The sequence below is a fragment of the Plantibacter sp. genome (assembly GCF_059073635.1).
In genome coordinates this window covers 400,140-426,130 of record NZ_JCACOF010000010.1, presented here as the reverse complement: position 1 = coordinate 426,130, position 25,991 = coordinate 400,140, and the positions used below count along the sequence as shown (strand labels likewise).

Annotated in this window: 22 protein-coding genes; 16 read left to right on the top strand and 6 right to left on the bottom strand. The window is 70.0% G+C overall.

Annotation, left to right across the window (positions count from 1 at the left end):
* The first annotated feature begins 224 nt into the window (after nt 1-224).
* The 11 genes from AC5JOC_RS14180 (at nt 225) to AC5JOC_RS14130 (ending at nt 12,357) form a co-directional block, all read left to right on the top strand.
* A complete protein-coding gene (locus AC5JOC_RS14180; RefSeq protein WP_494246615.1) occupies nt 225-1,919 on the top strand; it encodes an ABC-F family ATP-binding cassette domain-containing protein in 1,695 nt (564 codons plus the stop codon).
* Nucleotides 1,920-2,215: 296 nt separating this feature from the next.
* Nucleotides 2,216-3,322 carry a BMP family lipoprotein gene (locus tag AC5JOC_RS14175; RefSeq protein ID WP_124769713.1) on the top strand — a complete coding sequence of 369 codons (1,107 nt, stop codon included), beginning with the start codon at nt 2,216-2,218 and terminating at the stop codon, nt 3,320-3,322.
* Nucleotides 3,323-3,462: 140 nt separating this feature from the next.
* Nucleotides 3,463-4,977: an ABC transporter ATP-binding protein gene (locus AC5JOC_RS14170; protein ID WP_124769712.1), complete on the top strand. Its 1,515-nt coding sequence runs from the start codon at nt 3,463-3,465 to the stop codon at nt 4,975-4,977.
* Entirely contained in the window at nt 4,974-6,260 is a 1,287-nt protein-coding gene (locus AC5JOC_RS14165; RefSeq protein WP_137243428.1) for an ABC transporter permease, read from the top strand. Before AC5JOC_RS14170 ends, AC5JOC_RS14165 begins: the two co-directional genes overlap by 4 nt.
* Nucleotides 6,257-7,558 carry an ABC transporter permease gene (locus AC5JOC_RS14160; protein WP_079707330.1) on the top strand — a complete coding sequence of 434 codons (1,302 nt, stop codon included), beginning with the start codon at nt 6,257-6,259 and terminating at the stop codon, nt 7,556-7,558. The genes AC5JOC_RS14165 and AC5JOC_RS14160 overlap by 4 nt, the downstream gene beginning before the upstream one ends.
* A 2-nt stretch (nt 7,559-7,560) precedes the next feature.
* Nucleotides 7,561-7,980: a cytidine deaminase gene (locus tag AC5JOC_RS14155; RefSeq protein WP_064294834.1), complete on the top strand. Its 420-nt coding sequence runs from the start codon at nt 7,561-7,563 to the stop codon at nt 7,978-7,980.
* On the top strand, nt 7,977-9,269 hold the full coding sequence (locus AC5JOC_RS14150) for a thymidine phosphorylase (protein ID WP_079707328.1): 1,293 nt from the start codon (nt 7,977-7,979) through the stop codon (nt 9,267-9,269). The genes AC5JOC_RS14155 and AC5JOC_RS14150 overlap by 4 nt, the downstream gene beginning before the upstream one ends.
* Before the next feature lie 576 nt (nt 9,270-9,845).
* The gene (locus AC5JOC_RS14145) at nt 9,846-10,307 is read left to right on the top strand and encodes a DUF559 domain-containing protein (RefSeq protein ID WP_494246614.1); all 462 of its coding nucleotides are present in this window, start codon (nt 9,846-9,848) and stop codon (nt 10,305-10,307) included.
* Between the two features lie 5 nt (nt 10,308-10,312).
* On the top strand, nt 10,313-11,500 hold the full coding sequence (locus AC5JOC_RS14140; protein WP_124769708.1) for an adenosine deaminase: 1,188 nt from the start codon (nt 10,313-10,315) through the stop codon (nt 11,498-11,500).
* Between the two features lie 120 nt (nt 11,501-11,620).
* Nucleotides 11,621-12,088: a PTS sugar transporter subunit IIA gene (locus AC5JOC_RS14135; protein WP_124769707.1), complete on the top strand. Its 468-nt coding sequence runs from the start codon at nt 11,621-11,623 to the stop codon at nt 12,086-12,088.
* The gene (locus AC5JOC_RS14130) at nt 12,085-12,357 is read left to right on the top strand and encodes a PTS sugar transporter subunit IIB (protein WP_064294838.1); all 273 of its coding nucleotides are present in this window, start codon (nt 12,085-12,087) and stop codon (nt 12,355-12,357) included. The genes AC5JOC_RS14135 and AC5JOC_RS14130 overlap by 4 nt, the downstream gene beginning before the upstream one ends.
* A 57-nt stretch (nt 12,358-12,414) precedes the next feature.
* On the opposite strand, the gene AC5JOC_RS14125 is transcribed toward AC5JOC_RS14130, so the two are convergent.
* Together AC5JOC_RS14125 and AC5JOC_RS14120 are read right to left on the bottom strand one after the other, a co-directional pair.
* Nucleotides 12,415-14,118 carry a phospho-sugar mutase gene (locus AC5JOC_RS14125; protein ID WP_494246613.1) on the bottom strand — a complete coding sequence of 568 codons (1,704 nt, stop codon included), beginning with the start codon at nt 14,116-14,118 and terminating at the stop codon, nt 12,415-12,417.
* Nucleotides 14,115-14,948, bottom strand: coding sequence for a purine-nucleoside phosphorylase (locus tag AC5JOC_RS14120; protein ID WP_079707324.1), 834 nt, complete (start codon nt 14,946-14,948; stop codon nt 14,115-14,117). The genes AC5JOC_RS14125 and AC5JOC_RS14120 overlap by 4 nt, the downstream gene beginning before the upstream one ends.
* Before the next feature lie 128 nt (nt 14,949-15,076).
* Here AC5JOC_RS14120 and AC5JOC_RS14115 point away from each other — a divergent pair, with 128 nt between their 5' ends.
* The gene (locus tag AC5JOC_RS14115) at nt 15,077-16,513 is read left to right on the top strand and encodes an NAD(P)H-quinone dehydrogenase (protein ID WP_079707323.1); all 1,437 of its coding nucleotides are present in this window, start codon (nt 15,077-15,079) and stop codon (nt 16,511-16,513) included.
* A gap of 38 nt (nt 16,514-16,551) precedes the next feature.
* On the opposite strand, the gene AC5JOC_RS14110 is transcribed toward AC5JOC_RS14115, so the two are convergent.
* From AC5JOC_RS14110 to AC5JOC_RS14100, 3 genes are all read right to left on the bottom strand, one after another.
* A complete protein-coding gene (locus tag AC5JOC_RS14110) occupies nt 16,552-18,189 on the bottom strand; it encodes a LuxR C-terminal-related transcriptional regulator (protein ID WP_494246612.1) in 1,638 nt (545 codons plus the stop codon).
* Nucleotides 18,190-18,243: 54 nt separating this feature from the next.
* Entirely contained in the window at nt 18,244-20,004 is a 1,761-nt protein-coding gene (locus AC5JOC_RS14105) for an ATP-binding protein (protein WP_079707321.1), read from the bottom strand.
* A 96-nt stretch (nt 20,005-20,100) separates the two neighbouring features.
* Entirely contained in the window at nt 20,101-20,751 is a 651-nt protein-coding gene (locus tag AC5JOC_RS14100; RefSeq protein ID WP_079002868.1) for a Maf family protein, read from the bottom strand.
* A gap of 62 nt (nt 20,752-20,813) precedes the next feature.
* Here AC5JOC_RS14100 and AC5JOC_RS14095 point away from each other — a divergent pair, with 62 nt between their 5' ends.
* From AC5JOC_RS14095 to AC5JOC_RS14080, 4 genes are all read left to right on the top strand, one after another.
* Nucleotides 20,814-22,118, top strand: coding sequence for a class I SAM-dependent RNA methyltransferase (locus AC5JOC_RS14095; protein WP_159879445.1), 1,305 nt, complete (start codon nt 20,814-20,816; stop codon nt 22,116-22,118).
* Nucleotides 22,119-22,195: 77 nt separating this feature from the next.
* Complete coding sequence (locus AC5JOC_RS14090; protein ID WP_079707415.1) at nt 22,196-22,852, top strand: response regulator transcription factor; 657 nt, start codon at nt 22,196-22,198, stop codon at nt 22,850-22,852.
* 67 nt (nt 22,853-22,919) lie between these two features.
* Nucleotides 22,920-24,092 carry a sensor histidine kinase gene (locus tag AC5JOC_RS14085; protein ID WP_079707319.1) on the top strand — a complete coding sequence of 391 codons (1,173 nt, stop codon included), beginning with the start codon at nt 22,920-22,922 and terminating at the stop codon, nt 24,090-24,092.
* Nucleotides 24,089-25,150, top strand: a complete 1,062-nt coding sequence (locus AC5JOC_RS14080; RefSeq protein WP_192006824.1) for a DUF8320 family protein — start codon at nt 24,089-24,091, stop codon at nt 25,148-25,150. Before AC5JOC_RS14085 ends, AC5JOC_RS14080 begins: the two co-directional genes overlap by 4 nt.
* Before the next feature lie 244 nt (nt 25,151-25,394).
* Here AC5JOC_RS14080 and AC5JOC_RS14075 read toward each other — a convergent pair whose 3' ends face one another.
* Nucleotides 25,395-25,973, bottom strand: coding sequence for an HNH endonuclease signature motif containing protein (locus tag AC5JOC_RS14075; protein WP_494246889.1), 579 nt, complete (start codon nt 25,971-25,973; stop codon nt 25,395-25,397).
* Between the last annotated feature and the right edge of the window lie 18 nt (nt 25,974-25,991).

Below are 25,991 nucleotides of genomic sequence, written 5' to 3'. Positions count from 1 at the left end.
AACCGACGGATAGCCTGAGATCACTGTGAAGAACTGAGCGAATCGACGTCCCGCGCCTGCGGCAGACCATCACGAACGTGATGTGCCCGGCGGGAATCCATCGAGGTACGCCAGACGCTTCCAGGTCCGCCCAGGAGTTCGAGCCCAGCGCTCACTCCTGACGTGTCGGACGACGACCGTACGCGGCGTGCCCCATCTCGAAAGGGGCCTCCATGCGAGCACCCATGACCCACGCAACACCAGTCCACCGTCGCACCGCTTCGACCTTCGGGCGATCCATCGACATCCAGCAGCTCCGCGCCGACGGCGTCACCCGCTCCTACGGCGACCGCGTCGTGTTGCGCGACGTCGACCTCGTCGTGTCGGCCGGGGATCGTCTCGGCCTGATCGGCGAGAACGGCGCGGGGAAGTCCACGCTGCTGCGCATCCTCGCCGGGATCGACGAGCCGGACGACGGCGAGGCCGTCCGCCCGCTGCGCACCGGCATCCTCATGCAGGAACTCGAGCTCCCGGAGGACACGACGGTCGGCGAGTTGCTGGAGCAGGCGCTCGGCGAGGTCCGCGCCGTCGAGCAGGAGCTCGAGACGTCGGCGGCGGCACTCGGTGAGACGGGTTCCGCCGGTGACGGTTCCGCCGAGCAGCGGTACGCCGCCGCGCTCGATGCGGCGGAACGCGCCGACGTCTGGACGGCGGACGCCCGGTTGGACGCGGTCGTCGACGGCCTCGGCATCGCCGCGATCGAACGGTCGCGACGACTCGGTGAGGTGAGCGGGGGACAGCGATCCCGCTTCGCCCTCGCCGCGCTCCTCGTCGCGAGACCGACCGCACTGCTGCTCGACGAGCCGACCAACCATCTGGACGACGAGGCGGTCGCGTTCCTCCGCGGCCACCTGTCGGAGTGGCCGGGTCCGGTGCTCTTCGCGAGCCATGACCGCGCCTTCCTCGACGAGGTGGCGACGGGGCTCGTCGACATCGATCCGTCCCGCCCCGTCCCCGTCGGCGAGGCGTCACCCGTCGTGGAGTTCGGCGGGCCGTTCAGCGAGTACCTCGACTGGAAGGCAGCGGAACTCGATCGCTGGTCGGCGCGTCATGAAGAGGAGCAGGCCGAACTGCGCCGCCTCGCGTCCGCGGTGCACGACGTCGCCCCGCGGATCAACCACGATCGGGGCATCCGCGACAACAACCGCATGGCCTTCGGCATGCGCGGCGACCGCGTCGAGCAGCAGATCAGTCGGCGGGTGCGGAACGCGCAGCTCCGACTCGAGGTCCTCGAGCGCGAGCAGGTGCGGCGCCCGCCTCGCCAGCTCTCGTTCGCAGGGATCCCGAGCGGATCGACGGTCCTCGACGAGGGGGAGCAGCTGCTCGACCTCGCCGACGCCCGCGTGGACGGCCGGCTGCACCTCGAACGCCTGCAGCTGGCGCCCCGGTCGCGGGTGCTGGTCACCGGGGCGAACGGCTCGGGGAAGTCGACGCTCCTGGCGGTGCTCGCCGGGTCGCTGCGCCTCGATGCGGGGACCGTCCTCCGACGGAAGGGGCTCCGCGTGGGGCTCCTCGAGCAGGACGTCGCGTTCCCGGATGCGGAGCGATCACCTCGGGAGGTCTACGACCGGGCGCTCGGCGAGGCCCGTGCAGCGCGCACCCCGCTCGCGGGTCTCGGGCTCCTGGGGCTTCGCGACCTCGACCGCCCGATCGGCCAGCTCTCCGTCGGGCAGCAGCGCCGTCTGGCCCTGGCGCTGATCATCGCGCGGCCTCCGCACCTGTTCCTCCTGGACGAGCCGACGAACCACCTGTCGCTCACGCTTGCGACGGAGCTCGAGGACGCCCTCGGCGACTATCCGGGCGCGGTCGTCATCGCGAGCCACGACCGATGGCTCCGTCGGCGCTGGAGCGGCGACACCCTGATGCTCGACCGCCGCTGACCGGGATCCCGGTCGGTTCTGCCTGGGCACCGAGCCGCGCTCGGTGCCCAGGTGGGAACCGCAGCTACCCGGAGCGCAAGGCGACCGCCGGCGGGGTCGCTCCGCGCTCACGTGCGCAGCATCACGGCCCGGCGATGCGCGTCTGCGCATCCGCGTGTTTCCGGCGCATGACGCCGGTGCCACCGTTCTGTAACGCTTCGGTCGCGAAGCCGGGATCGTCCGTTCGGCAGTCGTCGTATTGGGTAACGTAACCCCATACGCCCCGTGACCCGCGGGGCTGCATCTTGGAGGCTACCTTGGCAATCTCAACTCGGAAGGCCGCTGCGGGCGCAATCGCCGGCGTCGGTCTCATGGCACTGCTCGCCGGCTGCGCATCGGCTCCCAGCACCGGCGACGGCGACTCGACCGGTGCCGCATCCGACTTCCTCCCGTGCATGGTCTCCGACGCCGGTGGCTTCACCGACAAGTCGTTCAACCAGCTCGGCTACGAGGGTCTGACCGAGGCGGCGAAGGAGCTCGGCGTCGAGCCCATCACCGTCCAGTCCGACAAGGCCGACGACTACAAGCCGAACCTGCAGAGCCTGGCCGACCAGGGCTGCTCGCTCATCGTCAGCGTCGGCTTCGCCCTCTCCGCCGACACGGTCGACGCGGCACTCGCGAACCCGGACGTCGACTACGCGATCATCGACGACGCGGCCGACAACGACTTCGACGGCAAGGTCGACGCCCCGAACATCAAGCCGATCCTGTTCGACACCGTCCAGGCCGCGTTCCTCGCGGGCTACGCGGCGGCCGACTACTCGAAGACCGGCGTCGTCGGCACCTTCGGCGGCCAGCCCTTCCCGTCCGTCCAGATCTTCATGGACGGCTTCGCCGAGGGCGTCGCGTACTACAACGAGCAGAAGGGCAAGAGCGTCCAGGTCGTCGGTTGGGACGTCGCCGCTCAGACCGGTTCCTTCACCGGTGGCTTCGAGGCGAACGACACCGCCAAGCAGCTCGCCCGCACACTCATCGACCAGAACGCCGACGTGCTCCTTCCGGTCGGTGGCCCGATCTTCCTGAGCGCGATCGCCGAGATCCAGGAGACCGGTAAGGACATCGCCATGATCGGTGTCGACGCCGACCTGTACGAGACCAACTCCGAGAACAAGGGCCTGTTCCTGACCTCCATCCTCAAGGGCATGAAGGCCGGCGTCGCCGACACCGTGACCGAGGCCGGTGGCGGCAAGTTCGACGCAGCTGCGTACATCGGCACCCTCGAGAACGAGGGCGTCGGCCTCGCGCCGTTCCACGACTTCGAGTCCAAGGTCTCCCCGACCCTGGCCGACGAGCTCGACACGATCAAGGCTGGCATCATCGACGGTTCCATCAAGGCGACCTCGGTCTCCTCGCCCGTCAAGTAGTCCCTCTTCACCCGGGCCCTCGCCCGGGACTCCGGGGGGAGGTCGCGATCCGCGACCTCCCCCCGCTTTGTTCGCGGCACGGCCGGACGGCGATCCCGACCGCCTGTGCCGACATCCGACACGTGACTAGATTGGGACCCATGAAGCTCGAGCTCCGCGGCATCACCAAACGGTTCGGTGCACTCACCGCCAACGACCACATCGACCTCACCGTCGAACCGGGGGAGATCCACTGTCTCCTCGGCGAGAACGGTGCCGGCAAATCCACCCTCATGAACGTCCTCTACGGCCTCTATCAGGCCGACGAGGGCGAGATCCTCCTGGACGACGTCGTCCAGCACTTCCAGGGCCCTGGCGACGCCATGGGCGCCGGCATCGGCATGGTGCACCAGCACTTCATGCTCATCCCCGTCTTCACCGTCGCCGAGAACGTCATGCTCGGCCACGAGCAGACCAAGGGCGGTGGCCGCCTCGACGTCGCAGCGGCCCGCAAGCTCGTCATCGACATCTCCGAGCGGTTCGGCTTCAGCCTCGACCCGGACGCCATCGTCGGCGACCTCCCGGTCGGAGTGCAGCAGCGCGTCGAGATCGTCAAGGCGCTCTCCCGCAACGCCAACGTCCTCGTCTTCGACGAGCCCACCGCCGTGCTCACCCCACAGGAGACGGACGAGCTCATGGCGATCATGAAGCAGCTGAAGGACGAGGGCACGTCCATCGTCTTCATCACCCACAAGTTGCGTGAGGTCCGCGAAGTCGCCGACCGCATCACCGTCATCCGACTCGGCAAGGTCGTCGGCGAGGCCTCGCCCACCGCGACGAACGCCGAGCTGGCGTCCCTCATGGTCGGGCGTCCCGTCGAACTCACGGTCCACAAGGAGGCGCCGAACCTCGGCGACACCACCTTCACCGTGCACGACCTGTCCGTCGTCGACCACCTCGGCCAGCTCGTCGTCAACGGCGTCAGCTTCGAGGTGCGCGAGGGCGAGGTGCTCGCCATCGCCGGCGTCCAGGGGAACGGGCAGACCGAGCTCACCGAGGCGATCCTCGGGCTGCAGCCGCACACCAAGGGCAGCATCAAGCTCGACGGTGTCGAACTCGTCGGGTCCACCCCGCGCAAGGTGCTCGACGCCGGCGTCGGCTTCGTGCCGGAGGACCGATCCGAGGACGGGCTCGTCAAACAGTTCACCATCGCCGAGAACCTCATGCTGGACCGATCGACGGGTGCACCCTTCGTGAAGGGCGGCAACGTCCAGCGCGGATTCCGCGACGAGTTCGCACGCGAGAAGTCGCAGGAGTTCGACGTCCGGTCGCAGGGCATCGAGTCGCCGGCCGGCTCCCTGTCGGGCGGCAACCAGCAGAAGGTCGTCCTCGCCCGTGAGCTCAGCCGTGAGCTGCGGCTGTTCGTCGCCGCACAGCCGACCCGCGGGATCGACGTCGGCTCGATCGAGTTCGTGCACAAGCGCATCGTCGCCACGCGCGACGCCGGCATCCCCGTCATCGTCGTGTCGACCGAGCTCGACGAGGTCGTCGCGCTCGCCGACCGCATCGCCGTCATGTACCGCGGCGGCATCGTCGGGATCGTCCCGGCATCGACCCCCAGAGAGGTCCTCGGCCTCATGATGGCCGGCGAACTCCCGGCAGGAGCAGCAGCATGAGCGAGACGTCCCACACCCCGCCCGGAACGGTCCAGCCGGTGGCACCGGGTGAGGCGAAGCCCGACACGACCCAGCCGCGCTCGAACAAGGTGCTCGCCGAGATCCTCAACTCGAGCATCGTCATCTCGATCCTCGCCGTCGTCCTGGCGATGGTCGTCGGTGCGATCCTCATCGCGCTGACCGATCCGAAGGTCCACACCGCCGCCGGGTACTTCTTCGCCCGCCCGGGCGACACGATCGCGGCGGTCTGGCAGTCGGCGACCGGTGCGTACGGCGCGCTCTTCCAGGGGTCGATCTACAACTTCAAGCGCCCCGACTTCCTGAACGGCATCCGCCCGCTGACGGAGACGCTGACCTTCGCGACCCCGCTGATCCTCGCCGGACTCGGTGTCGGCCTGGCGTTCCGGGTCGGCATGTTCAACATCGGTGGACGCGGTCAGATGCTCATCGCCGCCGCCTGCGCCGGATGGGTCGGCTTCACGCTCGACCTCCCGCCCGTGGTGCACCTGCTCGTCGCGATCGCCGCCGGCATCATCGGTGGCGCGTTCTGGGGCGGCATCGTCGGCGTCCTGAAGGCCCGCACCGGCGCGCACGAGGTGATCATCACGATCATGCTCAACTACGTCGCGTTCTACCTCATCACCTTCATGCTCTCCACGCAGGGGCTGCTGCAGGCTCCCGGGTCGAACGTGCCGAAGAGCGCGGCGATGGCGGAGAACGCCGTCCTGCCCAAGCTCCTCGGTGACCGCTACAACCTGCACGCCGGCTTCCTCATCGCGATCCTCGCGGTCGTGTTCGTGTGGTGGTTGTTCAGCCGGTCCTCGATCGGGTTCCGCTTCCGCGCGGTCGGTGAGAACCCGAACGCAGCGCGCGTCGCGGGTATCGACGTGAAGAACACCTACGTGTACGCCATGCTGCTCTCCGGTGGACTGATCGGTCTCGCCGGCGTCTCGCAGGTGCTCGGAACGGTGACCTCCGGGTTCGACAACGGCATCGACGCCGGCATCGGCTTCGACGCCATCACCGTCGCGCTCCTCGGACGCAGCCGGCCGGGCGGCATCCTCATCGCCGGCATCCTGTTCGGTGCGCTCAAGGCCGGTGGGTACTCCATGCAGGCCACCCAGGGCGTCAACGTGCCGATCGACATCGTGCTCGTCCTCCAGGCACTCATCGTGCTGTTCATCGCGGCTCCGCCGCTCGTGCGGGCGATCTTCTTCCTGCCGAAGCCCGACGGTTCGACGCGCCGAACGCGTCGCTCCGCCAAGAAGGAGGTGTCCGCATGAGTGGATTCACGCTCGACAAGCAGACGCCGCAGCCGGCTCCCGACGCCCCGATCGTCCTCGAGACGGTCGTCGTCCGGAGCTGGAAGGCCCCGATCGCGTTCGGGATCTTCACCGTCATCGCGTTCCTGTTGTTCGTCATCTGGCACCGCGACGGCAACAGCACGTTCCGGCTCTCCAGCGACGGCGACGTCATCCAGCTGCCGACGGTCGTGCTCCCGTCCACGGTCACCGGCATCGTCGTCACGATCCTCCTGGCCGCCATCACGGCACTGAGCGCGTACCTCGTCACGACGGGCAAGAAGGTCCCGCTCTGGCTCATCACCGTGTTCGGTGTGCTGTTCATGGTCGGGTTCCTGTCGTGGGCCGCCGCGGGCAAGGCGATCCCGATCACCGGGCTCCTGCTCGGCACGGTCGCCCTGAGCGTCCCGCTCATCTTCGGCGCGCTCGGCGGCGTCATCTCCGAGCGGGTCGGCGTCGTGAACATCGCGATCGAGGGCCAGCTGCTCGCCGGCGCGTTCTCGTCCGCCTTCGTCGCCTCGGTGACGGGGAACGCCTTCCTCGGGCTCGTCGCGGCGATGATCGCCGGCACGCTCGTGAGCTTCCTGCTCGCGGCGTTCTCGATCAAGTACCTCGTCGACCAGGTCATCGTCGGTGTGGTGCTCAACGTCCTCGTCGTCGGACTCACGAGCTTCCTGTACTCGCAGGTGCTCACGAAGAACGAGGCGCTCTTCAACAGCCCGCCGAAGTTCCCCCGGATCAACATCCCGATCCTCAGCGAGATCCCGCTCATCGGGCCCGTGCTGTTCCGCCAGACGATCATCATCTACCTGATGTACATCGCCGTGGCCGTGGTCTTCTTCTGCCTGTTCTACACGCGCTGGGGCCTCCGCCTCCGCGCCGTGGGTGAGCACCCGCAGGCGGCCGACACCGTCGGCATCAACGTGAACCGGACGCGGTTCTGGAACGTCGCGCTCGCGGGCGCGATCGTCGGCCTCGGTGGGGCGTACTTCACCCTCGGCTCGGTCGGTGCGTTCAACAAGGAGATGACGGCGGGTGCCGGCTACATCGCGCTCGCAGCGGTCATCTTCGGACGCTGGGACCCGCTCAAGGCGACGCTCGCCGCGCTGCTGTTCGGCTTCACGCAGAACCTGCAGTTCGCGTTGAGTGCCATCGGCTCCCCGGTGCCGAGCGCGTTCATGCTCATGCTGCCGTACGTGGTGACGATCTTCGCGGTCGCCGGACTCGTCGGCATCTCCCGCGGACCGGCAGCCGCCGGCAAGCCCTACGTGAAGGGCTGACCGTGAGCGACACGACGACCACGCCACCCGTCGACTGGGAGGCGCTGCACACCGCGGCCCGGGAGGCGATGGGTCACGCCTACGTGCCCTACAGCCGGTTCCCGGTCGGCGCGGCTGCCCTCGTCGACGACGGCCGGATCATCTCCGGCTGCAACGTCGAGAACGCCAGCTACGGCCTGACGCTGTGCGCGGAGTGCGCGCTCGTCTCCGCCCTCCACATGTCGGGCGGAGGACGCCTCGTGGCGTTCGCCTGCGTCGACGGCAAGGGCGAACGCCTCATGCCGTGCGGCCGGTGCCGACAGCTGCTGTACGAGCACTCGACGGCGGGCATGCTGCTCGACACCGTCTCCGGCATCCGCACCATCGACGAGGTCCTGCCGGACGCCTTCGGACCACGTCAACTCGAGGAGTACCACGCATGAGTTCCGTAGAAGCATTCGACGTCGTCGACCTCATCCGCACGAAGCGCGACCGCGGAGAGCTGTCGACGCCGCAGATCGACTGGCTGATCGACGCCTTCACCCGCGGCTACGTCGCCGACGAGCAGATGTCGGCGCTGGCGATGGCGATCCTGCTGAACGGCATGGAGCGGCGCGAGATCCGCGACCTCACGATGGCGATGATCGCGAGCGGTGAGCGGATGAGTTTCGCGTCGCTCGACAAGCCGACCTCGGACAAGCACTCGACCGGCGGCGTCGGCGACAAGATCACCCTGCCGCTCGCCCCGCTCGTCGCCGTCTTCGGCGTCGCGGTGCCGCAGCTGTCGGGCCGCGGGCTCGGGCACACGGGTGGGACGCTCGACAAGCTCGAGAGCATCCCCGGCTGGCGTGCGGCGTTGACGAACGACGAGATGATGGCGCAGCTGGCGGACGTCGGCGCGGTCATCTGCGCCGCCGGCTCCGGTCTCGCCCCGGCCGACAAGCGTCTGTACGCCCTGCGCGACACGACGGGCACGGTCGAGGCGATCCCGCTCATCGCGTCGAGCATCATGTCGAAGAAGATCGCCGAAGGCACCGGGGCGCTCGTCCTCGACGTCAAGTTCGGCTCCGGCGCCTTCATGCAGGACTACGAGCGTGCCGAGGAACTGGCGCGCACGATGGTCGCGCTCGGAACGGACGCCGGTGTGGCCACGACCGCGCTGTTGACGGACATGAACGTCCCGCTCGGCCTCGCGATCGGCAACGCGAACGAGGTCCGCGAGTCCGTCGAGGTCCTCGCGGGTGGCGGTCCGGCGGACGTCGTCGAGCTGACGCTCGCCCTCGCGCGGGAGATGCTGACCCTCGCCGGGCAGCCGGACGCTGACGTCGAGGGCGCCCTCGCGGACGGTCGGGCCATGGACGTCTGGAAGCGCATGATCCGCGCACAGGACGGCGACCCGGACGCACCGCTGCCGGTCGCCAAGGAGACCCACGTCGTCACGGCGTCGCGCGACGGCGTGCTGGCGACGCAGGAGGCACTGCCGTTCGGCATCGCGGCATGGCGCCTCGGTGCCGGTCGGGCCAGGCAGCAGGACCCGGTCATCCACGCGGCGGGCATCGACCTGCACGCGAAGCCGGGCGACGAGGTCCGGGCCGGACAGCCGCTCTTCACGCTGAGTGCCGACGATGCGGCACGCTTCCCGCGGGCGCTCGAGGCCCTCGACGGCGCCTACACGATCGAGGACACCGCGCCCCCGCGCGGCCCCATCGTCCGGGCCCGCATCGAGGCCTGAGCCCGTTGAGATGAGGCAACTCGTCGTCCATCGCCGTTCCGGACGACGAGTTGCCTCACCTGAGTACGCGACCTGTGGAGAACGACGGGGGAAGCTCCTGCCGGCGGCACGATCGAGGGATGACCTTCCGATCCTCGATCCCGATCATGGCCGGGCCGAAGCCCGCTCAGTCGGCAGTGCGCGCCGGGTTCACTCCCCGCCAGCTCCGGAACCCAGCGCTTGGTGCTCCCTTCCACGGGATCCGAACGCCACCGGGCTACCCGACTGACCTGTACCACCAAGCGGTCGCCTACCTGAGTGCTCTCCCGATCGGGGGAGCCTTCAGCCATCAGACGGCCGCTGCTCTGCACGGCATCCCGACGCCCAGGCCGACGAGTCCGGACGTCCCGCTGCATGTCATGTCACCTGCTGGCGTCCGGGCGCGAGAGGGGCGCGGCGTGGTGGGACATCGCGGCACCCTCGGCCCGGGGGACATCGTCGATCTCGACGGACTCCCGGTCACCAGTGTCGAGCGGACCTGGTGCGACCTCGCGACGGTGGTACCGCTCCCGGCATTGATCGCCGCCGGCGACGCCCTTGCTCTGGTTCCTGGATCCTCGGACGTCCCTCGATCGGCTTCGTCAGGCCGTCGAGGAGTATCCGTCGCGTCGTGGCGTCGTCGCCCTTCGGTCGGCGATCCCGCGGTTGCATGACCGCTGCCAGTCGCCGAAGGAGACCGAGCTCCGGTTGATCCTCGAGGCGTCGGCGCTCCCGAAGGCGGAGCACAACGCCGAGATCGTCCTCCACGGCTCCGGGCGAGTGGTCCGGGGCGATGTGGTGTTCCGTGTCCAGCGTCTGGTCCTCGAGTACGAGGGAGACCATCACCGGACCGACCGGTCGCAATGGCGGAAGGACATCGCGCGCACGGAGGACTTGGCACATGAGGGATGGACGGTGATGCGCTTGACTGCCGACGACCTCCGCCGACCGTCGATGCTCGCGGAGCGCATCCGGGTGCGCCTCGGCGGCCCCGGCCGAGTTGAGGCGGTTGGTCGTTGAGGGCGATGGGGAGTGACGAAGTGCCTCACCTCGACGGAGGGCTGAGCGGTACAGTGAACCCCGTGACCTCTGCAGACGAATCCCCCCTCTCCGGCGTCGACCTCCGCGCGCTCCCGAAGATCTCGCTCCACGACCACCTCGACGGCGGTGTGCGGCCCGCCACGATCATCGAGCTGGGCGAAGCGAACGGTGTCGACGTCCCCGTGTCGGACCCCGACGGCCTGGCCGACTGGTTCTACACGCAGTGCAACGCCGGCTCGCTCGTCGAGTACCTGAAGACCTTCGACCTCAGCACCGCGGTCATGCAGACCGAGGAGGGGCTCGTCCGCATCGCGCGCGAGTTCGTCCAGGACCTCGCTGCGGACGGCGTCATCTACGGCGAGGTGCGCTGGGCTCCCGAACAGCACCTCACCCGGGGTCTCAGCCTCGACGCGGTCGTCGAGGCCGTCCAGGAGGGCATCGAGCTCGGCATCAAGGACGCGGCCCACTCCGGCTCCGACATCCAGATCGGCCAGCTCGTCACGGCCATGCGGCATGCCGACCGCGCGCTCGAGATCGCTGAGCTCGCCGTGCGCCATCGTGAGCGCGGCGTGGTCGGGTTCGACATCGCCGGCGCCGAGGCGGGCTTCCCCGCCAGCAAGCACCGGCTGGCGTTCGACTACCTCGCGGCCGAGCTGTTCCCGGTCACCGTCCACGCGGGGGAGGCCGACGGCATCGAGTCGATCCGGAGCGCCATGCTCGACGGCCGTGCGCTGCGACTCGGCCACGGTGTCCGCATCGCGGAGGACATCTTCATCGAGCGCGACGACGCCGAGTCCCTCTACGCCACGCTCGGTCCCGTCGCGGAGTGGGTCCGCGACCGCAAGATCCCGTTGGAGCTCAGCCCGCAGTCGAACCTGCAGACCGGAGCCATCGCGGCCTGGGGCGAGGAGCTCGAGGACCACCCGTTCGACCTCCTCTACCAGCTCGACTTCGCCGTCACGGTGAACGTCGACAACCGCACGATGAGCGACACGAGCCTGACGAAGGAGCTCGCGCTCCTCTCCGAGGCGTTCGACTACGACCTCACCGACCTGGAGACCTTCCAGCTGAACGCCGCCGCCGCGACGTTCCAGCCGCTGGAGATCCGTGAGGCTCTGGCGGACCGCATCAGCGAGGCGTTCGACGAGTTCCTCGACGACGACGAGGACTGACGATGCCGGCAGGTGCTGTTCCGGCGACCGCCTGGGCGGCACCTGCGCGGCAGGCTTCCAGCCTCGGAGCGTTACGATGGTTCCGATCCATTCGGGTCGACCGATCCTCTGATTGAAGCGATGCCACTCCCAGAACTGTCCGAAGCAAGCGTCGCGCTCCACGTCGAAGCCGACGACTGGCGCGAGGCGATCCGCGTAGCCGGAGCGCTGCTGTCCGACACCCATGCGACGGACGCCGCATACACCCAGCGGATGATCGACGTCGTCGAGGAGTTCGGCGCATATGTCGTGATCGCGCCGGGCCTGGCGCTCGCGCACGCCCGACCGGGTGCCGACGTCCACGACGACGCCCTCGTCGTCGCGACCCTGGCTGCTCCGGTGCGGTTCGGACACCCCCACAACGACCCCGTCTCGGTGGTCCTCGGCCTCGCCGTCACCACCGCCGAGTCGCACGTGGGCTGGGTGGCGGAGATCGCCAATGTCTTCAACGACGAGACCGCCATCCCGCGGCTCGCAGCGGCCACGACGCTCGACGAGGTGCGCGCCGTGTTCGGTGCGTCCCCCCTGAGCATCGGAGACCAGGCATGAAGATCGTCGCCGTCTGCGGTTCGGGGGTCGGCTCCTCCGCGATCCTCAAGCTCAACGCCGAACGCGCGCTCGAACGCCTCGACCTCGAGGCCGATGTCGTCGCCGGTGACATCGAGAGCCTCGGCACGACCGCGGCCGACGCCCAGGTGATCCTGACCTCGCCGGAGCTCGTCGAGCGCATCGGCAAGACCTTCGCCGACATCGTCGTCATCGACAACTACTTCGACCTCGCCGAACTCACCGAGAAGCTCGAACGCGCCATCGGCTGACCGGTGCGGCCCGGTCTCCGGGCCGCACACCGCCAGGCCGCTCAGCCCGTCGAGGGGCTAGGAGACGAGCGCCGTGAGATCCGTCCGCAGCGCGGCGAGCCGCGCGGTGACCGTCGCCGCCCGCTCGGCGGCGTCGCCGTCGGCGGACTGGACGTCGACGTACACCTTGAGCTTCGGTTCCGTGCCGCTCGGCCGGATCATGACCCGGGTGCCGTCGTCGAGCCAGACGCGCAGGACGTCGCTCGGCGGGAGCGCCTCGAAGCCGTCGGCGAGGTCGTCGATCCGGGTCACCCGGGCTCCCGCGAGCTCCGTCGGCGGGAGTGCCCGCAGCCCGGACATGACCTCGCCGATGCGGCTGAGCTCCGCGTAGCGGATGGAGATCTGGTCGCTGCCGAAGGAACCGAAGGTGTCCGCGAACCGGTCGAGGAGCCCCGCGACGCTCTCGCCCGCCTGCGCCGACGCCGTCGCGAGACCGAGGAACGCCACGGCGGCCGAGATGCCGTCCTTGTCGCGCACGGTCCCGGGGTTCACGAGGTAGCCGAGGGCCTCCTCGAAGCCGAAGATCATGCCCGGCGTCCGGGAGATCCACTTGAACCCGGTGAGCGTCTCCCGGAACTCGAGGCCGTGCGCCTCGGCGACGATGCGCAGGGCGGGGGAGGAGACGATCGAGCACGCGAGCGTGCCCTCGGGTGCCGCGTCGCCGTCGAGTGCGGCACTGGCGGCCTGGGCGGCCCGCCAGCCGAGGAGGAGACCGACCTCGTTGCCGGTGAGTCGACGGAACCCCGACGGCGCTGCGTCGTCGGGGATCGCGATCGCCAGGCGGTCGGCATCGGGGTCGTTGGCGATGATGATGTCGGCGCCGACTGCTCGCGCCGTCGCGAAGGACAGGTCGAGTGCGCCCGGCTCCTCCGGGTTCGGGAAGCTGACGGTCCGGAAGGTGGGATCGGGATCGATCTGCTCGGTGACGAGTTCCGGTGCCGGGTAACCGGCCGTCTCGAGGACGCGTCGGGTCGTCTCCCAACCCACGCCGTGCATGGCCGTGTAGACGACGCGCAGCTGGCTGCCCGCCGGGGCGGGAGCGACGGCCGCGGTCTCGGCGACATAGGCGTCGACGACGTCCTCGCCCGCGATCTCGAACCCGTCGCTGCGCGGGAGGTCCTGGACGAGCGCCGTCTCGGCGATGCGCCCGATGTGGGCGGCGATGGCCGCGTCGGCGGGGGAGACGATCTGGGACCCGTGGTGCTCACCGCCCAGGTACACCTTGTAGCCGTTGTCGGCGGGCGGATTGTGACTCGCGGTCACCATGACTCCGGCCGAGGCGTCGAAGAACCGCACGGCGAACGCGAGGACGGGCGTCGGCAGGAGCCGTGGGAGCAGGATGGCGCGGACACCGGCACCGGCCATCAGCTCGGCGGTGTCGCCGGCGAACACGGCGGAGTTCTTCCGGCCGTCGTATCCGATGACGACGCTCGGCGTCACCCCTTCCGGCGCCTGCTCGATCAGGTAGGCGGCGAGCCCGGCCGCGGCCTGCGACACGAGGACCCGGTTCATCCGGTTGGAGCCGGCCTCGATGCGACCGCGGAGCCCGGCAGTGCCGAATTGCAGTCGGGTGTCGAAGCGGTCGTGCAGCTCGGCGACGGCCACGTCGTCGGACACCCGGGCGCGTTCGACGAGGCCTGCCAGTTCGGCCCGGGTCTCGTCGTCGGGATCCTGGGCGAGCCAGGCCTCGGCGGTCGCGAGCAGGCTCGTCGCCTCGCTCACAGGGCCGCGACGATCTGCGCGAGGAGCTTGCTGATCACCGGCTCGGCCGCCTGGCCGGCTTCGATGACCTCGGCGTGGCTGAGCGGCGTCTGCTGGATGCCGGCGGCGAGGTTCGTGATGAGCGACATCCCGAGGACCTCCATGCCGGCCTGACGTGCGGCGATCGCCTCGAGCGCGGTCGACATGCCGACGATGTGGCCGCCGATCGCCTTCGCCATCTGGACTTCGGCCGGGGTCTCGTAGTGCGGTCCGCGGAACTGCGTGTAGACGCCTTCGTCGAGCTCCGGAGCGACGCTGTGCGCGATGTCCCGCAGCCGCTTGGCGTAGAGGTCGGTGAGGTCGATGAACGTCGCGCCCTCGAGCGGCGAGTCGGCCGTGAGGTTGATGTGGTCGCTGATCAGTACCGGTGTGCCGGGCGTCCAGTGGTCCTTGATGCCGCCTGCGCCGTTCGTCAGCACCATGATGCCCGCGCCGGCCGCAGCGGCCGTCCGCACGCTGTGCACGACACGCCGGACACCGTGGTTCTCGTAGTAGTGCGTCCTGGCGCCGATGACGAGCGCACGCTTCCCGCTCGGGAGCAGGACCGAGCGCAGGGTGCCCACGTGGCCCTCGAGCGCCGGCTTCGAGAAGCCGACGATCTCGGAGGCCGGGATCGTCGCCGTCGTCTCGCCGATCAGGTCGGCCGCCTTGCCCCAGCCGCTGCCGAGGGTGAGCGCGATGTCGTGGCGTTCCACGCCGGTCTTCTCAGCGATCTGGCCGGCGGCTTCGCGGGCGATCTCGAAGGGATCGACATCGGACAGATCGAGTGGGTTCGCAGAGGTTTCGGACATCCTCTCACTCTAGACAGGGGCGGGGCCGCCGCCCAACCGTGCCGACCCCGCTCATCCGCGCACGATGCCCACCGCCGCAGGCCCGAACGGGTTTGGTCCCGCCCCTGGTGGCGCGCGAGAATGGACGCATGGCCTACGAGTTCGAACGCAAGCAGCGAGTGGCGATCATCGGAGGCGGACCCGGCGGGTACGAGGCGGCCCTCGCCGGGGCACAGCTCGGGGCCGACGTCACGCTCGTGGAGCGCACGGGCGTCGGCGGCGCGGCGGTCATCACCGACGTCGTCCCGTCCAAGAGCCTCATCGCCACGGCCGACGCGGTCGGGGCCATCGGCGAGGCGGCCGACCTCGGCGTGCAGTTCTTCGTCCGCTCGGAGACCACCGGGAAGCCCAGCCGTCCCGAGGTCGCCGTGAACCTCGCCGCCGTCAACAAGCGACTGCTCGGATTGGCCCGCCAGCAGTCCGAGGACATGCGGGCGAGTCTCATCCGTGCCGGTGTCCGCATCGTCAACGGTCAGGGGCGGCTCGACGGACCGAACGAGGTCATCGTCTCGACCGACCTGTCCGGCGGCACCGACTTCGACCGCATCGAGGCTGACACCGTCGTCGTCTCCGTCGGCGCGAGCCCGCGCCAGTTGCCCTCCGCGCTGCCGGACGGCGAGCGCATCCTCACCTGGACGCAGCTCTACAACCTCACCTCCGTCCCCGAGCACCTCATCGTCGTCGGCTCGGGCGTCACCGGCGCCGAGTTCGCCTCCGCCTACACGGCGCTCGGCTCCAAGGTCACGCTCATCTCGAGCCGCGACCAGGTGCTGCCCGGTGAGGACGCCGATGCGGCGGCGGTCATCGAGAACGTCTTCAAGCGCAACGGCATGACGGTCCTGTCGAAGTCGCGGGCCGACTCCGTCACCAGAACCGAGACCGGCGTCGTCGCCACGCTCTCCGACGGTCGCACGGTCGAGGGTTCGCACTGCCTCATGGCGGTCGGTTCGGTGCCCAACACCGCCGGGATCGGTCTCGAGGAGGCCGGCGTGCAGCTGACCGATTCCGGTCACATCCGCGTGAACCGAGTGGCGCGCACGAGCGTCCCCAACATCTACGCCGCCGGTGACTGCACGACCTTCCTGCCGCTCGCGTCCGTCGCGTCGATGCAGGGTCGCACCTCGATGCTGCACGCGATGGGCGACGCGGTGAACCCGACCGAGATCCGCAACGTCGCCGCGAACATCTTCACGCAGCCCGAGATCGCGACCGTCGGCTGGACCCAGAAGCAGATCGAGGACGGCATCGCCCAGGGTGAGATCTACAAGCTGCCCCTCGCCCAGAACCCGCGCGCCAAGATGATGGGCATCAAGGACGGTTTCGTCAAGCTGTTCGCGCGGACCGGCAGCGGGACGGTCATCGGCGGGGTCATCGTCGCCCCGAAGGCCAGCGAGCTCATCTTCCCGCTCGCCCTCGCGGTCGAGCAACGGCTGAACGTCGACCAGGTGGCACGTGCCTTCACGGTCTACCCGTCACTCACCGGGTCGATCACCGACGCTGCGCGCGCCATGCACATCGTCGAATAGGCGTCGTCCTCGTCGAACCGCCGCTGAGACGCCGGAGTTCACCGATCGCGGTTCGCGAGCACGATGCGTGCGACGGCGACCCGCGAGCGCACGCCCCAGGCCTGGAAGACGGCGCTCAGATGCTTCTCCACGGTCTTGCGGGAGATGCCGAGGGCCGTCGCGATCTCGTCGTTCGACAGGCCGTCCGCGACGAGTTCGGTGAGGTCCCGCTGTCGGGGCGTCAGCGGCGCGGTCGGGACGGGGACGGCGGTCAACGGCAGCGTGGCCGGGAGCCGTGAGGGGAGCTGGCGGCGGGACACGATCCCGAACGCGGCGAGCACCCGGGTGACGTGCGCGTCGACCGTGCGCGAGGAGAGCTGGAGGACGGACGCGATCTCCGCCGTCGAGTTGCCCTCCGCGGAGAGCAGGGCGACCTCGCGTTCGCGGGGCGACAGTCCGTCCCAACCGGATCCGGCGACCGGCGCGAGACGTCGGCCGATCGCCTTCAGCTCCCGGGCGGCGGAGCGGGTCGCGGCGGTGTGCCCGCCGAGGACCGCCTGCTCGGCGAGCGCGGCCAGCTCACGGACGGCCTGCGTCCGGTCGGACATGGCGATGAGGGCACGCGTCGCGAGGATCTCGCCGATCCCGGCTTCCAGCATGCGGCCGTCGACCAACGCGCGGGTGGTCGCCGTGCGCGCGAGCGCCAGCGCCTCGGCGGGTCGCCCACGGAGGAGTTCGAGCTTGCACTGCATCCGGAGGATGGCCGGCCCGGGGACCCTGCGGTCGACGTCGGCGGCGATGAAGCCGATGAGGCGTTCCGATTCGACGATGTCGCGGTCGAGGAAGGCGCTCGAGACGAGCAGCTCGATCGCGAGGGCGCGGTCCTGGACGGACAGGCCGCTGAAGTCGTTCCCCGAGGCGCTCCGCGCGAGGGCTGCGGCTCCGTGGTCGTCCGCGAGGGCGGCGAGACCGTAGCCGACGAGGAGGTAGCACGTCGTCTGGAAGGCGCCCGTGGGCTCGGGGATGGCCTGACGGACGCGGCGTGCGAGCGTCCTGGTCGCCCCCTGCTCGGCACGGTTCCCGGCGACGAGGCACTGCACGGCCTCCGCGTACAGCGCGGTCGGTCCGCTCCCGGCCCGCTCGAACATCGCGAGCGCGGCGGCCTCTGCCTCGGCGACGCGTCCCTCGTTGAGCAGGAGGCGGGCGAGGACCCCGTCGACGAGTGTCCGGTACAAGCGGCCCGGGGTGGCGGCGATGTCGTCGGCGAACGCGTCGGCGAAGCGCCGGGCGGCGTGGATCAGGACGTTGACGACGGCACCCTCGACCAGCAGATACCCGACGAGCCAGGCCAGGGTCGGTTCGAGGTCGCCGCCGTCGTCGACGAGGGCGTCCGCCTCCGCGAAGCACCCCTCCAGCTCCGAGCCGGACGAGCGGTCCGAGCCGAGGGCCAGCCCGGCGGCCCCGAGCACGAGCAGGCGTGTCGTCCGGTCGGAGTCCGTCGAGGCGGCGAGCGCGTCCACCGCGTCCCGGCGACAACCCGCGAAGTCGGCGGTGGTGAACCGGGCGTAGGACAGGAGGGCGAGGACGCGGGGATCGGACGCCGCGTGCGGCTCTGCCTCGAGCAGCGCGATCGCACCGGCGGCGTCGAAGTCCGCCACACGATCCAACGCATCTTCGAGGAGGTCGGCTGCTGACACCTGTTCAGCGTATCGTCGCCGGGTCCGATGCGACGCCCGAAGGCGCCGGTCGGGTCAGCTGATGGTGAGGAGCTGGTGACCCGAGGAGACCGTGGCACCGACCGTCGCGTCGATCGCGCCGACCGTGCCGTCCTTGTGCGCCGTGATGGGCTGTTCCATCTTCATCGCCTCGAGGACGACGACGAGGTCGCCCTTCACGACGACATCGCCCTCGGCGACCGCGAGCTTCACGATGGTCGCCTGCATGGGCGCCGAGACCGAATCACCCGTCGCACCCGAGACCACCGCTGCACCACCGCGGCGGTGCGGAGCGGGAGCGGCGACCGGTGCACCGACGTTCAGCCCCAGCTGTCCGCCCGGAAGGCTGACCTCGAGCCGCTTGCCGCCGACCTCGACGACCACCGTCGAGCGGGCAGCGGGTGCCTGCTGTGCATCGATGGATCCGTCCCAGGGCTCGATGTCGTTGACGAACTCCGTCTCGATCCATCGGGTGTAGACACCGAAGGTGCCGTCCTCCGCGGTGAACGCGGGGTCGCGGACGATCTTGCGGTGGAAGGGGATGACGGTGGGGAGGCCGGCGACCTCGAACTCGTCGAGCGCGCGACGACTGCGCTCGAGCGCCTCCTCGCGGGTGCGTCCCGTGACGATGATCTTGCCGAGGAGCGAGTCGAACGCCCCCGAGATCGTGTCGCCGGCCGTGACGCCGGAGTCGAGCCGGACACCGGGGCCGCCGAAGGTCTTGAAGACGTGGATCGGGCCCGGCTGCGGGAGGAAGCCGCGTCCCGGGTCCTCGCCGTTGATGCGGAACTCGAAGGAGTGGCCGCTCGGCTGCGGGTCGTCGTAGTCGAGGACGCCGCCCTCGGCGAGACGGAACTGCTCACGGACGAGGTCGATGCCGGTGATCTCCTCGGAGACCGGGTGCTCGACCTGCAGGCGGGTGTTGACCTCGAGGAAGGAGACGGTGCCGTCCTTGCCGATGAGGAACTCGCAGGTGCCGGCACCGAGGTAGCCGACCTCCTTGAGGATCGCCTTCGACGCGCGGTAGAGCTCCGTCACCTGGTCGTCGGTGAGGAAGGGTGCCGGTGCCTCTTCGACGAGCTTCTGGTGGCGACGCTGCAGCGAGCAGTCGCGGGTGGAGACGACGACCACGTTGCCGTGCGCATCGGCGAGGCACTGTGTCTCGACATGGCGCGGCTGGTCGAGGTACTTCTCGACGAAGCACTCGCCCCGTCCGAACGCTGCGATGGCCTCGCGGGTGGCGGACTCGAAGAGCTCGGCGACCTCCTCGCGCTCACGGGCGACCTTGAGGCCGCGACCGCCGCCGCCGAAGGCAGCCTTGATGGCGACGGGCAGGCCGTGGATGTCGACGAAGTCGAGCACCTCCTCGGCACCCGAGACGGGGTTGAGCGTGCCGGGGGCGAGCGGAGCGCCCACCTTCTCGGCCACGTGGCGGGCCGAGACCTTGTCGCCGAGCCGCTCGATGGCCTCGGGCGACGGGCCGATCCAGATCAGCCCGGCGGCCATGACGGCACGCGCGAAGTCAGCGTTCTCGGCGAGGAAGCCGTAGCCCGGGTGGACGGCGTCGGCGCCGGACCGTCGGGCGATGGACAGGAGCTTGTCGATGACGAGGTACGTCTCCGCGCTCGTCGTCCCGTCGAGGGCGTAGGCCTCGTCGGCGAGACGGGCGTGCATGGCGTCGCGATCCTGGTCGGCGTAGACGGCGACGGAGGCGATCCCGCTGTCCTTCGCGGCTCGGATGACGCGGACGGCGATCTCGCCACGGTTGGCGATGAGGACCTTGGTTATACGTGGCACAGTCCACGAGCCTACCGGGAGGCCCGGGTGAGCCTTTGGCTCACACGCACAAAAAAGCCGCAGGAACGACGTGTCGCCTCTACAAGGGCTGGGGTGTCAGAGGGCGCCGCGCCGGTTGCGGAGCTCGTGCCAGTCGTGTCCCAGCGTGCGGACGAGACGCCGCAGGGTCGGGAGCGAGAGGCCGACGACGGTCGACGGATCGCCCTCGATGCGGGTGATGAAGGCGGCACCCAGACTGTCGATCGTGAACGCCCCCGCCACCGCCAGGGGCTCGCCCGATGCGATGTAGGCGTCGATCTCGGCGTCGTCGAGGTCGTCGGCGAAGGACACCTCGGCGCTCGCGACCGCACCGATCCCGACCGGCGAGGCGCCGGTGCAGTCGATGAGCCAGTGACCGGAGTACAGGGTCCCCGTCCGGCCGCGCTGGGCGTGCCAGCGTTCGCGGGCGCGCTCGGGGGTGTGGGGCTTGCCGTGGACGACGCCGTCGAGGACGAACACCGAGTCGCCGCCGAGGATGAGGTCGGCCGCGTCGCCACGTTCGCGCACGACGGCCAGAGCGGCCTCCGCCTTCGCGCGGGCGAGGAGGGCCACGACCTCGTCGGGGGCGAGGGGGGCACCCGCGGCGCGGGTCGCATCGTCGACGGCCTGTTCCTCGTCGACCGACGACGGGACGACGATCGGCTCGATGCCACTCGACCGCAGCAGGGCGAGTCTGGCCGGTGACGTGGAGGCGAGCGTGAGGCGCATGACGGTTCCTTCTGCAGTGGACGGTGGACTCCCCGCAGCCGCCCGTGTGACATGCTCGACGCATGAGCACGACGACTGCACGCACCGTGGAACTGGACATCACCAACGTAGCCCACGGGGGTGTCTTCGTCGCCCGGCACGAAGGCCGGGTGGTCTTCGTCCCCGACACGCTCCCCGGTGAGCGCGTGCGGGCGCGCATCGTCGACGAGAACGAGAAGCGCTTCTGGCGGGCGGAGACCCTGGAGGTCCTCACGCCGTCCGAGCACCGCCGTCCGCACGTCTGGGCCGAGGCCTCCGTCGACCGCGAGCCGAGCGAGCGGGCCGGGGGAGCGGAGTTCGGACACATCGAGCTCGCCCACCAGCGCGCGTTGAAGCACCAGGTCCTCTCGGAAGGGCTCGAGCGGTTCGCCGGCGTCGCTCCCGAGTTCACGGTCGCCGCGGTCGACGGCGAGACGGCCGACGGCACCCGGTGGCGGACGCGGGTCTCCCTGCACGTCGACCAGCACGGCAACATCGGCCCCTACGCCTCGAGGTCCCACCACGTCGTCCCCGTCGACGACCTGCCGCTCGCGATCGAAGCGGTGGCCGAAGCGGCCAAGCTCGAGGAGCTGCCGCACGGCACCACCTCCATCGACATCGTCGCCTCCTCGACCGGGGCGGTCCGCGTCCTGACGCGTGCGGACGAGGCGGGAGGCGGCGACCGCCGACGCGGTGGCGGGCGCGGTCGACGCGGGGGACCGAAGCCGGTCCGTCCCGCGGCAGACCCGATCCGCGAGCTCGTCGGCGAGCGCGAGTTCATCGTCGACGCGAACGGATTCTGGCAGGTCCACCGTCAGGCTGCGACGACCCTCCAGCAGGCCGTGTCGGCGGCCATCGACGACGCGCGCTTCGACCCGCGCGCCGCGAACCTCGACCTCTACGGCGGCGTCGGCCTCCTGGCCGCGGGCGTGGGGGACCGCTTCGGCTCCACCACCCGCATCACGACCGTGGAGAGTGACGAACGCGCCACCGAGTACGCGGGCGAGAACCTGTCCGAGTGGGTGGGCGCACAGGCCGTCACCGCGAAGGTCGACGCCTTCCTGCGGTCGGAGATCGCGACGGGCAGCCGGATCGAGCGGTCCCGGTACGCCACCGCGACCGTCGTGCTCGACCCGCCCCGCTCGGGTGCCGGCGCGGAGATCGTCGCCATGCTCGGCGAGCTGCGGCCCGCGTCGATCGTCTACGTCGCGTGCGACCCCATCGCGCTGTCCCGCGACGTCGCCCTCCTTGCCGAGCAGGGGTACGAGCTCGACCACCTCGCGGCCTACGACCTCTTCCCCAACACGCATCACCTCGAGGCCGTCGCGGGCTTCTCGCGAACGGCTTGAGCAGGCCCGTGCCGACGGAGGCGACTCGCGATCCGGCCGTCGCGCCCGGCGGGTCCGTCACTCGCTACGATGGTGCCGTGGTGACCGTCGCAATCATTGATGATCACGAGTCCGTCAGGCTCGGGATCGAAGCGGTGTGCGCGCACGCCGGGTATCAGGTCGTGGCCAGTGCCCCGACCGCCGTCGAGTGCATCGCCGCGTTGAACGGCGTGGTGCCCGACGTGGTCGTGCTCGACCTCTCGCTCTCCGACGGCAGCACGCCGACCTCGAACATCCAGGCGGTGCAGGCCGTGGGGGCGCACGTCCTCATCCACTCCATCGCGGATCGGGTCGCACTGGTGCGCGAGGCGCTGGCCGCCGGAGCGTCCGGGGTCATCCCCAAGTCGTCACCGACGGACACGGTCATCGCCGCCATCGGCACGGTGGCCCGTGGCGAGGCCCTGAACAACATCGAGTGGGCGAGCGCGATCGACGCCGACAGCGACTTCGCCCGGGCGCAGCTGGGCCGTCGTGAGCGCGACGTCCTGCACCTCTACGCGTCCGGCCTGCCGCTGAAGACCGTCGCCATGCAGCTCGGCATCGCCTACTCCACGGCCCGCGAACACATCGACCGCATCCGGGTGAAGTACGTCGAGGTGGGTCGCCCGGCACCGACGAAGGTCGACCTGCTCCGCCGAGCGGTCGAGGACGGGATCCTCCCCGGCCTCGATCAAGGCGGGACGGATGTCTCCTAGCTTCCGGGCACCGACCAGGCATCCCGCGATCCCCGCGACCACGAAAGATGCCCAGGTTCAGCGCCGGATGCTGAACACCGCGAACTTCGAACGCCTCCTCGGCCGTTCGGTCGCGATCATCGGACTCGTCTTCGGACTGCAGACCGCGTTCACCACGCTCGGGCAGGGTGTCCAGATCACCGGCTGGTTCGGCGTGGTCTACGTCTCCCTCGTCTTCGGGACGATGTTCGGCGCCATCATCTGCTGCTTCTTCCTGTGGCACCACCGCATCGCCTCCGGCGTCTTCGCCGCCGTGTTCTTCGTGGCCCTCCTCATCTGGCCCGCGGTGAACGCGCAGGCGTCGGCGGACATCAACCAGGAACCGTGGATCTGGTACCTCTGCACGATCGCCGTCGCGTTCGCCTGCATCCCGCTGCAGTTGCGGGGTGCCATCGTGTACCTCGTGGTGACCTCGGTCATGTACGGGGTCAACCGCGTGATCGACGCGGACTTCGCGCCCGCGTCCTTCGAGATCGGGGCGCTCGACGCGTCCTACGCGACGATCATCGGTGGGCTCATCGTCGTGCTCGTCGGGCTGTTCCGCGTGCTGGCCGGTCGGGTCGACACCGCGAGGGCGGCCGCCCTCGCCACCTACGACGCGGCCGTCAAGCAGCACGCCACGGAGGTGGAGCGCGTGGAGGTCGACTCGATCGTCCACGACAGCGTCCTCGCGTCCCTGCTCGCCGCGGATCGGGCGCTGACCCCGAAGTCGGAGGCGCTCGCCGTCATGATGGCGCGGGTCGCGATCGAGCAACTCGAGGGCGTCGGAGCGCCGATGACGAACGAGGACGAGGTCACCGGGCTCGCCGAGCTCATCGAACGGCTGCGTGCGGCCGCGTCGATGCTCGGTGAACCGTTCTCCGTCACGGTCGAGGGGGCCTCCGGCCGGGTGCTGCCCGTCACCGTCGCCAACGCGGTCTACTGGGCGACGGTGCAGGCGATGGTCAACAGCGTCGAGCACGCGGGTTCGGGAGCGGCACGGAGCCTGTCGATCGAGGGCACCGTCTCCGGCGGCGTCTGCGTCATCGTCGGCGACGACGGCGTCGGGTTCTGCCCCGAGCAGGTCGCCGAGGAGCGGCTCGGGCTGAAGGTCTCGATCGTCGAGCGCGTCGCCGCGGTCGGCGGACGCTCGACGGTGATCTCCCGTCCGGGTGAGGGTGCCGTGATCCGCATCGAGTGGTCACCGGAGCACGGCTCGTGACCCCGGCACCGCGGTACGCCCTCGTCATCCTCGCCGCCCTGTTCTCGGCGTACCACCTGCTTCGTGCGGCGCTGACGCTCGAGACACCCCGCGACGTCGTCCCGGTCCTCATCGCGATGCTCGTCTACGCCGTCGCGAGCGTCCTGAGTCTCTGGCCGATGGGCACGACGCGCATGCCGTCGTGGCTCGCGAGCATCAACCTCGCGACCGCGATCATCGTCCCGTTGCTCGTGACCAGCCAGCTCGACCCCACGCGGAACAACGGGTACGCCACCTGGCACGTCGCGTCGATCGGGACACTGATGACGATCACCGTGGTCCGGCAGCGGGAGGCGGTCGCCTACATCGGGATCGTCTTCCTCACGGTCCAGTCGCTCCTCTGGGCGGGTCCGGGACTGGCGCTCGGGATGGGTGTCACGGGCAGCCTCATCTGGGTCGTCCTCGCGAGTGTGCTCACCCGATCGATCGCCGGGGCGCAGCATGACGCCGAGCGCCTCACGCAGGCGGAGCATGCGACCTCGGACTGGCAGGCGGCGCAGTACGCGCACGTGCACGAGCGGCGGCGACGCCTCAGTCAGACGGGCCGCCTGGCGACCCCGATGCTCCGCACGATCATCGCCAACGGCGGCAGGCTCTCCGTGGCCGATCGCACGGAGTGCCGCACGCTGGAGGCCAGTCTCCGCGACGAGATCCGCGGGCGTCACCTCCTGAGCGACCCGGTCCGGTCCGAGGTGCTCGCGGCCCGGCGGCGCGGAGCGATCGTGAACATGCTGGACGAAGGTGGCCTCGAGGAGCTGGACGCCGGCGTCCTCGACGCGATCCACGAGCAGATCGCCGAAACGCTCGCCGCCTCGCACGCCACCCGCCTCATCGTGCGGAGCGTCCCGGACGACGAGCGCGTCGCGGTGACCGTGGTCGGCCTGCGCGCGGTGCAGCGCGAACCGGGCGTCGCTGCGGGTCCGGACGACGACGACGAGGAACTCGACGTCTGGCTCGAGATCCCGCGCGACGGCTCCCGTGCCGGCGTGGGTGCGGTCGGCGTGTCCGACGAGGACTGAACCGCTTCGACGGTGCAACACCCTTCGACAGGCTCAGTGCGGCATTGCTCAGGGACCGGAGCTACTCCGGGTGGACCGCCGCCGTCCACAGAACCGGCGCGACCTGAGTGCCCTTCGACAGGCTCAGGGACCGAATCGTTCCCGGTGAACCTCTCCCGGTCACTGAGCCTGTCGAAGTGCCCACGAGGAACCCCTTCGACACGTCGACAAGCTCAGTGCGACGCAGCTCAGGGACAGGCAGCGGTCAGAACGGCGCGGGGTCCGGTTCCGTCCGATGGCGCTTCCCGTCGGGTGTCGTCCACTCGAGCACCCCGCCGGGCCCGTGGTCGAGGTTCCACCCGGGCAGATGCTTCATCCGGTGGTGATGTCGGCAGAGGCAGGCGAGATTGCCGACATCCGTCGTGCCGCCGTCCTCCCACGCGACCGAATGATCGAGATCGCAAGCCCTGGCCCGTCTCCCGCAGCCTGGTGCCCGACAGGTGCCGTCCCGGAGGCGGACCGCGCGTTGCAGGTCGGCCGGGACCCGGTACTGGCTGCGCCCGACGGAGAGCACCGCACCCGTCTCTGGCTGGACGAGGATCCGGGTGAAGCTGGGTGCGTTCACCGCGATGCGTGCGGCGGTCTCCGGGTCGATGGGGCCGTACCCGTCGAGCATGGCCGGTGCGTCGCTGACGCCGGCCATACTGAGCGCCGGGACGGTGATCTGCACGGTCGGCTTGATGTGTTCCTGGACCTCGATGGGGTGCGGGAGCACTGGGCTCGACGCCACGTCGTCAGGCGTGACGCCGGTGAGCGCGAGCGCCGCGAGGGCGTCGGCCTGCAGTTGGGCGCACGTGCGGGT

Excerpts from the sequence above, each read along its gene's own strand:
- AC5JOC_RS14180 (WP_494246615.1), top strand. The coding sequence starts at position 225 with ATGACCCACGCAACACCAGTCCACCGTCGCACCGCTTCGACCTTCGGG.
- AC5JOC_RS14170 (WP_124769712.1), top strand. The coding sequence starts at position 3,463 with ATGAAGCTCGAGCTCCGCGGCATCACCAAACGGTTCGGTGCACTCACC.
- AC5JOC_RS14165 (WP_137243428.1), top strand. The coding sequence starts at position 4,974 with ATGAGCGAGACGTCCCACACCCCGCCCGGAACGGTCCAGCCGGTGGCA.
- AC5JOC_RS14160 (WP_079707330.1), top strand. The coding sequence starts at position 6,257 with ATGAGTGGATTCACGCTCGACAAGCAGACGCCGCAGCCGGCTCCCGAC.
- AC5JOC_RS14150 (WP_079707328.1), top strand. The coding sequence starts at position 7,977 with ATGAGTTCCGTAGAAGCATTCGACGTCGTCGACCTCATCCGCACGAAG.
- AC5JOC_RS14140 (WP_124769708.1), top strand. The coding sequence starts at position 10,313 with ATGGGGAGTGACGAAGTGCCTCACCTCGACGGAGGGCTGAGCGGTACA.
- AC5JOC_RS14135 (WP_124769707.1), top strand. The coding sequence starts at position 11,621 with ATGCCACTCCCAGAACTGTCCGAAGCAAGCGTCGCGCTCCACGTCGAA.
- AC5JOC_RS14130 (WP_064294838.1), top strand. The coding sequence starts at position 12,085 with ATGAAGATCGTCGCCGTCTGCGGTTCGGGGGTCGGCTCCTCCGCGATC.
- AC5JOC_RS14120 (WP_079707324.1), bottom strand. The coding sequence starts at position 14,948 with ATGTCCGAAACCTCTGCGAACCCACTCGATCTGTCCGATGTCGATCCC.
- AC5JOC_RS14115 (WP_079707323.1), top strand. The coding sequence starts at position 15,077 with ATGGCCTACGAGTTCGAACGCAAGCAGCGAGTGGCGATCATCGGAGGC.
- AC5JOC_RS14100 (WP_079002868.1), bottom strand. The coding sequence starts at position 20,751 with ATGCGCCTCACGCTCGCCTCCACGTCACCGGCCAGACTCGCCCTGCTG.
- AC5JOC_RS14095 (WP_159879445.1), top strand. The coding sequence starts at position 20,814 with ATGAGCACGACGACTGCACGCACCGTGGAACTGGACATCACCAACGTA.
- AC5JOC_RS14085 (WP_079707319.1), top strand. The coding sequence starts at position 22,920 with ATGCTGAACACCGCGAACTTCGAACGCCTCCTCGGCCGTTCGGTCGCG.